This window comes from Salinicoccus sp. CNSTN-B1, from assembly GCF_054792835.1.
Map to the genome: position 1 here is coordinate 1 of NZ_JBTWMN010000003.1, position 4,387 is coordinate 4,387.

General features: G+C 35.3%; 6 protein-coding genes. All 6 read right to left on the minus strand.

Annotation, left to right across the window (positions count from 1 at the left end):
- Positions 1-31: 31 nt before the first annotated feature.
- The 6 genes from ACYF68_RS00050 to ACYF68_RS00075 all read right to left on the minus strand — a co-directional run bounded on the left by ACYF68_RS00050 (position 32) and on the right by ACYF68_RS00075 (position 4,350).
- Positions 32-196: a ribbon-helix-helix protein, CopG family gene (locus ACYF68_RS00050; protein WP_461044978.1), complete on the minus strand. Its 165-nt coding sequence runs from the start codon at positions 194-196 to the stop codon at positions 32-34.
- Positions 197-839: 643 nt separating this feature from the next.
- Positions 840-1,424 (minus strand): replication protein, encoded by a 585-nt coding sequence (locus tag ACYF68_RS00055; RefSeq protein WP_461044979.1) that lies wholly within the window; start codon positions 1,422-1,424, stop codon positions 840-842.
- Positions 1,425-1,492: 68 nt separating this feature from the next.
- Positions 1,493-1,657 carry a ribbon-helix-helix protein, CopG family gene (locus ACYF68_RS00060; protein ID WP_461044978.1) on the minus strand — a complete coding sequence of 55 codons (165 nt, stop codon included), beginning with the start codon at positions 1,655-1,657 and terminating at the stop codon, positions 1,493-1,495.
- Between the two features lie 646 nt (positions 1,658-2,303).
- Positions 2,304-2,888 (minus strand): replication protein, encoded by a 585-nt coding sequence (locus ACYF68_RS00065; RefSeq protein ID WP_461044979.1) that lies wholly within the window; start codon positions 2,886-2,888, stop codon positions 2,304-2,306.
- 67 nt (positions 2,889-2,955) lie between these two features.
- Entirely contained in the window at positions 2,956-3,120 is a 165-nt protein-coding gene (locus tag ACYF68_RS00070) for a ribbon-helix-helix protein, CopG family (protein ID WP_461044978.1), read from the minus strand.
- Positions 3,121-3,765: 645 nt separating this feature from the next.
- Positions 3,766-4,350 (minus strand): replication protein, encoded by a 585-nt coding sequence (locus ACYF68_RS00075; RefSeq protein ID WP_461044979.1) that lies wholly within the window; start codon positions 4,348-4,350, stop codon positions 3,766-3,768.
- Between the last annotated feature and the right edge of the window lie 37 nt (positions 4,351-4,387).

Genomic DNA, 4,387 nt, shown 5'->3' on the forward strand with positions numbered 1-4,387 from the left:
TTAAGTTGTCGCCATTCCCGTGGCGACTTTTTTATTGCTTAAAAACTTGATTTTCTTCTCTAAAATTATTTAAATACTCCTGGTTAATTAACATGGATATAGCTTGCGACTTAGTTAAACCTAATTCTTTAGATATCTCATCTAGCCTTTTTAACGTTTCTTCAGTTAGAGTAATGCCCACTTTTTCACGAGTCATTTAATCACTCCTTCATCATTCATTTATTCAAAACTAATACTATTACTCCAATTTGTCTAGAGATTTCTGTACGAGAATTTTTTTATATTTTTCTATAAACGCCTAAAAGTACTGGTATGAAAGCATTTTGTACAATTATGGATTATGGATTATGGATTACATAGGGGGTCTGGTTGCCCCCCTATGCCGCCCCAAAAATCAAATTCTTCTAAACCGTAATAGAAAAATCAAAACCAGCTTAAGGATCCGCAACATTTATTCCAATTTCCTTTTTGAGTGGAACCTACAATTCCATGTGTTGTTCAGTTGGCGCTTCGCTAGGTTTACTCCTAGCAAAGCCCAACCAACTCGCTACTAGCAGTAGCTAACACACTCCATTTTTCCACTCAAAAAGTTTTCTCGGCATAAAGCTAGAATATATATCATCGTATATATCCATGTACCTTTTTATGTACATCACAGTAAAGGTATAACACACTAGACTTACGATGTAAGTCCTACGTGTTGGCAAGCGTCGTCTTCGCTAGCCACTTCATTCGCTTACGCTCATTCGTGTCTGCTTGACAGCTTGTTGGGGAGTCCCCCAATCCCCCTGTTTTTGCTACGCAAAAAGCTAGCCTCATGGCTAGCTCAAATTCAAAAATCAGCTCTCATTTTTATGCCTATTCGATTTCAAATATTGTTGAACAACATAAGCAGAATTATCACAGAGTAGCGGGAACCAATCATCAAATCTTTCTCTCATTGCGTAATCCATTAAATACTTAAATTCTTTAAGCTCATTGTCGTCTATATACTGCAACATTTCTCTAATCAAATCGTATCTATCACTACTTGTCATTCTAAAATATTGTTCAATATCTATATTTCCATACACTTCTATATCTGATTTTTTATATTGTGCTTTATGATGACTATCAATATGAATCATATAACGCACACTACCACCTGTAGACTTCGCTTTTTGAGGTACAGGTGCATTTAGCATCTCTGACACCTCTAAAACCTGTGTATAGGTCTTATTAGCCGTAAAATAAAGCAAAACGTGCCAATGTGGCTTTATTAGTTCTCCTGTTTCTTTATCAAAGTCTTTATCGTGTATTGGACTACACACAAACATTATACCTTCTTCAACCAGCATTTCTTTCCAACCTTTAGGTGCTGATTCAGGATAAACCATCACATTCCATATTTTAGATCTAGTATCTTTTGGTCTGCTATTACTCATGTTATAATTACCTCACTTAGTTCAAAAATTTTAGTTATTAAGTTGTCGCCATTCCCGTGGCGACTTTTTTATTGCTTAAAAACTTGATTTTCTTCTCTAAAATTATTTAAATACTCCTGGTTAATTAACATGGATATAGCTTGCGACTTAGTTAAACCTAATTCTTTAGATATCTCATCTAGCCTTTTTAACGTTTCTTCAGTTAGAGTAATGCCCACTTTTTCACGAGTCATTTAATCACTCCTTCATCATTCATTTATTCAAAACTAATACTATTACTCCAATTTGTCTAGAGATTTCTGTACGAGAATTTTTTTATATTTTTCTATAAACGCCTAAAAGTACTGGTATGAAAGCATTTTGTACAATTATGGATTATGGATTATGGATTACATAGGGGGGTCGTAGTCGCCCCCCTATGCCGCCCCAAAAATCAAATTCTTCTAAACCGTAATAGAAAAATCAAAACCAGCTTAAGGATCCGCAACATTTATTCCAATTTCCTTTTTGAGTGGAACCTACAATTCCATGTGTTGTTGAGTTGGTGCTTCGCTAGGTTTACTCCTAGCAAAGCCCAACCAACTCGCTACTAGCAGTAGCTAACACACTCCATTTTTCCACTCAAAAAGTTTTCTCGGCATAAAGCTAGAATATATATCATCGTATATATCCATGTACCTTTTTATGTACATCACAGTAAAGGTATAACACACTAGACTTACGATGTAAGTCCTACGTGTTGGCAAGCGTCGTCTTCGCTAGCCACTTCATTCGCTTACGCTCATTCGTGTCTGCTTGACAGCTTGTTGGGGAGTCCCCCAATCCCCCTGTTTTTGCTACGCAAAAAAGCTAGCCTCATGGCTAGCTCAAATTCAAAAATCAGCTCTCATTTTTATGCCTATTCGATTTCAAATATTGTTGAACAACATAAGCAGAATTATCACAGAGTAGCGGGAACCAATCATCAAATCTTTCTCTCATTGCGTAATCCATTAAATACTTAAATTCTTTAAGCTCATTGTCGTCTATATACTGCAACATTTCTCTAATCAAATCGTATCTATCACTACTTGTCATTCTAAAATATTGTTCAATATCTATATTTCCATACACTTCTATATCTGATTTTTTATATTGTGCTTTATGATGACTATCAATATGAATCATATAACGCACACTACCACCTGTAGACTTCGCTTTTTGAGGTACAGGTGCATTTAGCATCTCTGACACCTCTAAAACCTGTGTATAGGTCTTATTAGCCGTAAAATAAAGCAAAACGTGCCAATGTGGCTTTATTAGTTCTCCTGTTTCTTTATCAAAGTCTTTATCGTGTATTGGACTACACACAAACATTATACCTTCTTCAACCAGCATTTCTTTCCAACCTTTAGGTGCTGATTCAGGATAAACCATCACATTCCATATTTTAGATCTAGTATCTTTTGGTCTGCTATTACTCATGTTATAATTACCTCACTTAGTTCAAAAATTTTAGTTATTAAGTTGTCGCCATTCCCGTGGCAACTTTTTATTGCTTAAAAACTTGATTTTCTTCTCTAAAATTATTTAAATACTCCTGGTTAATTAACATGGATATAGCTTGCGACTTAGTTAAACCTAATTCTTTAGATATCTCATCTAGCCTTTTTAACGTTTCTTCAGTTAGAGTAATGCCCACTTTTTCACGAGTCATTTAATCACTCCTTCATCATTCATTTATTCAAAACTAATACTATTACTCCAATTTGTCTAGAGATTTCTGTACGAGAATTTTTTTATATTTTTCTATAAACGCCTAAAAGTACTGGTATGAAAGCATTTTGTACAATTATGGATTATGGATTATGGATTACATAGGGGGGGGTCGTAGTCGCCCCCTATGCCGCCCAAAAATCAAATTCTTCTAAACCGTAATAGAAAAATCAAAACCAGCTTAAGGATCCGCAACATTTATTCCAATTTCCTTTTTGAGTGGAACCTACAATTCCATGTGTTGTTGAGTTGGTGCTTCGCTAGGTTTACTCCTAGCAAAGCCCAACCAACTCGCTACTAGCAGTAGCTAACACACTCCATTTTTCCACTCAAAAAGTTTTCTCGGCATAAAGCTAGAATATATATCATCGTATATATCCATGTACCTTTTTATGTACATCACAGTAAAGGTATAACACACTAGACTTACGATGTAAGTCCTACGTGTTGGCAAGCGTCGTCTTCGCTAGCCACTTCATTCGCTTACGCTCATTCGTGTCTGCTTGACAGCTTGTTGGGGAGTCCCCAATCCCCCTGTTTTTGCTACGCAAAAAAGCTAGCCTCATGGCTAGCTCAAATTAAAAAATCAGCTCTCATTTTTATGCCTATTCGATTTCAAATATTGTTGAACAACATAAGCAGAATTATCACAGAGTAGCGGGAACCAATCATCAAATCTTTCTCTCATTGCGTAATCCATTAAATACTTAAATTCTTTAAGCTCATTGTCGTCTATATACTGCAACATTTCTCTAATCAAATCGTATCTATCACTACTTGTCATTCTAAAATATTGTTCAATATCTATATTTCCATACACTTCTATATCTGATTTTTTATATTGTGCTTTATGATGACTATCAATATGAATCATATAACGCACACTACCACCTGTAGACTTCGCTTTTTGAGGTACAGGTGCATTTAGCATCTCTGACACCTCTAAAACCTGTGTATAGGTCTTATTAGCCGTAAAATAAAGCAAAACGTGCCAATGTGGCTTTATTAGTTCTCCTGTTTCTTTATCAAAGTCTTTATCGTGTATTGGACTACACACAAACATTATACCTTCTTCAACCAGCATTTCTTTCCAACCTTTAGGTGCTGATTCAGGATAAACCATCACATTCCATATTTTAGATCTAGTATCTTTTGGTCTGCTATTACTCATGTTATAATTACCTCACTTAGTTCAAAAATTTTAGTTA

Coding starts and splice junctions, on each gene's coding strand:
- ACYF68_RS00050 (WP_461044978.1), bottom strand. CDS start 196: ATGACTCGTGAAAAAGTGGGCATTACTCTAACTGAAGAAACGTTAAAA.
- ACYF68_RS00055 (WP_461044979.1), bottom strand. CDS start 1,424: ATGAGTAATAGCAGACCAAAAGATACTAGATCTAAAATATGGAATGTG.
- ACYF68_RS00060 (WP_461044978.1), bottom strand. CDS start 1,657: ATGACTCGTGAAAAAGTGGGCATTACTCTAACTGAAGAAACGTTAAAA.
- ACYF68_RS00065 (WP_461044979.1), bottom strand. CDS start 2,888: ATGAGTAATAGCAGACCAAAAGATACTAGATCTAAAATATGGAATGTG.
- ACYF68_RS00070 (WP_461044978.1), bottom strand. CDS start 3,120: ATGACTCGTGAAAAAGTGGGCATTACTCTAACTGAAGAAACGTTAAAA.
- ACYF68_RS00075 (WP_461044979.1), bottom strand. CDS start 4,350: ATGAGTAATAGCAGACCAAAAGATACTAGATCTAAAATATGGAATGTG.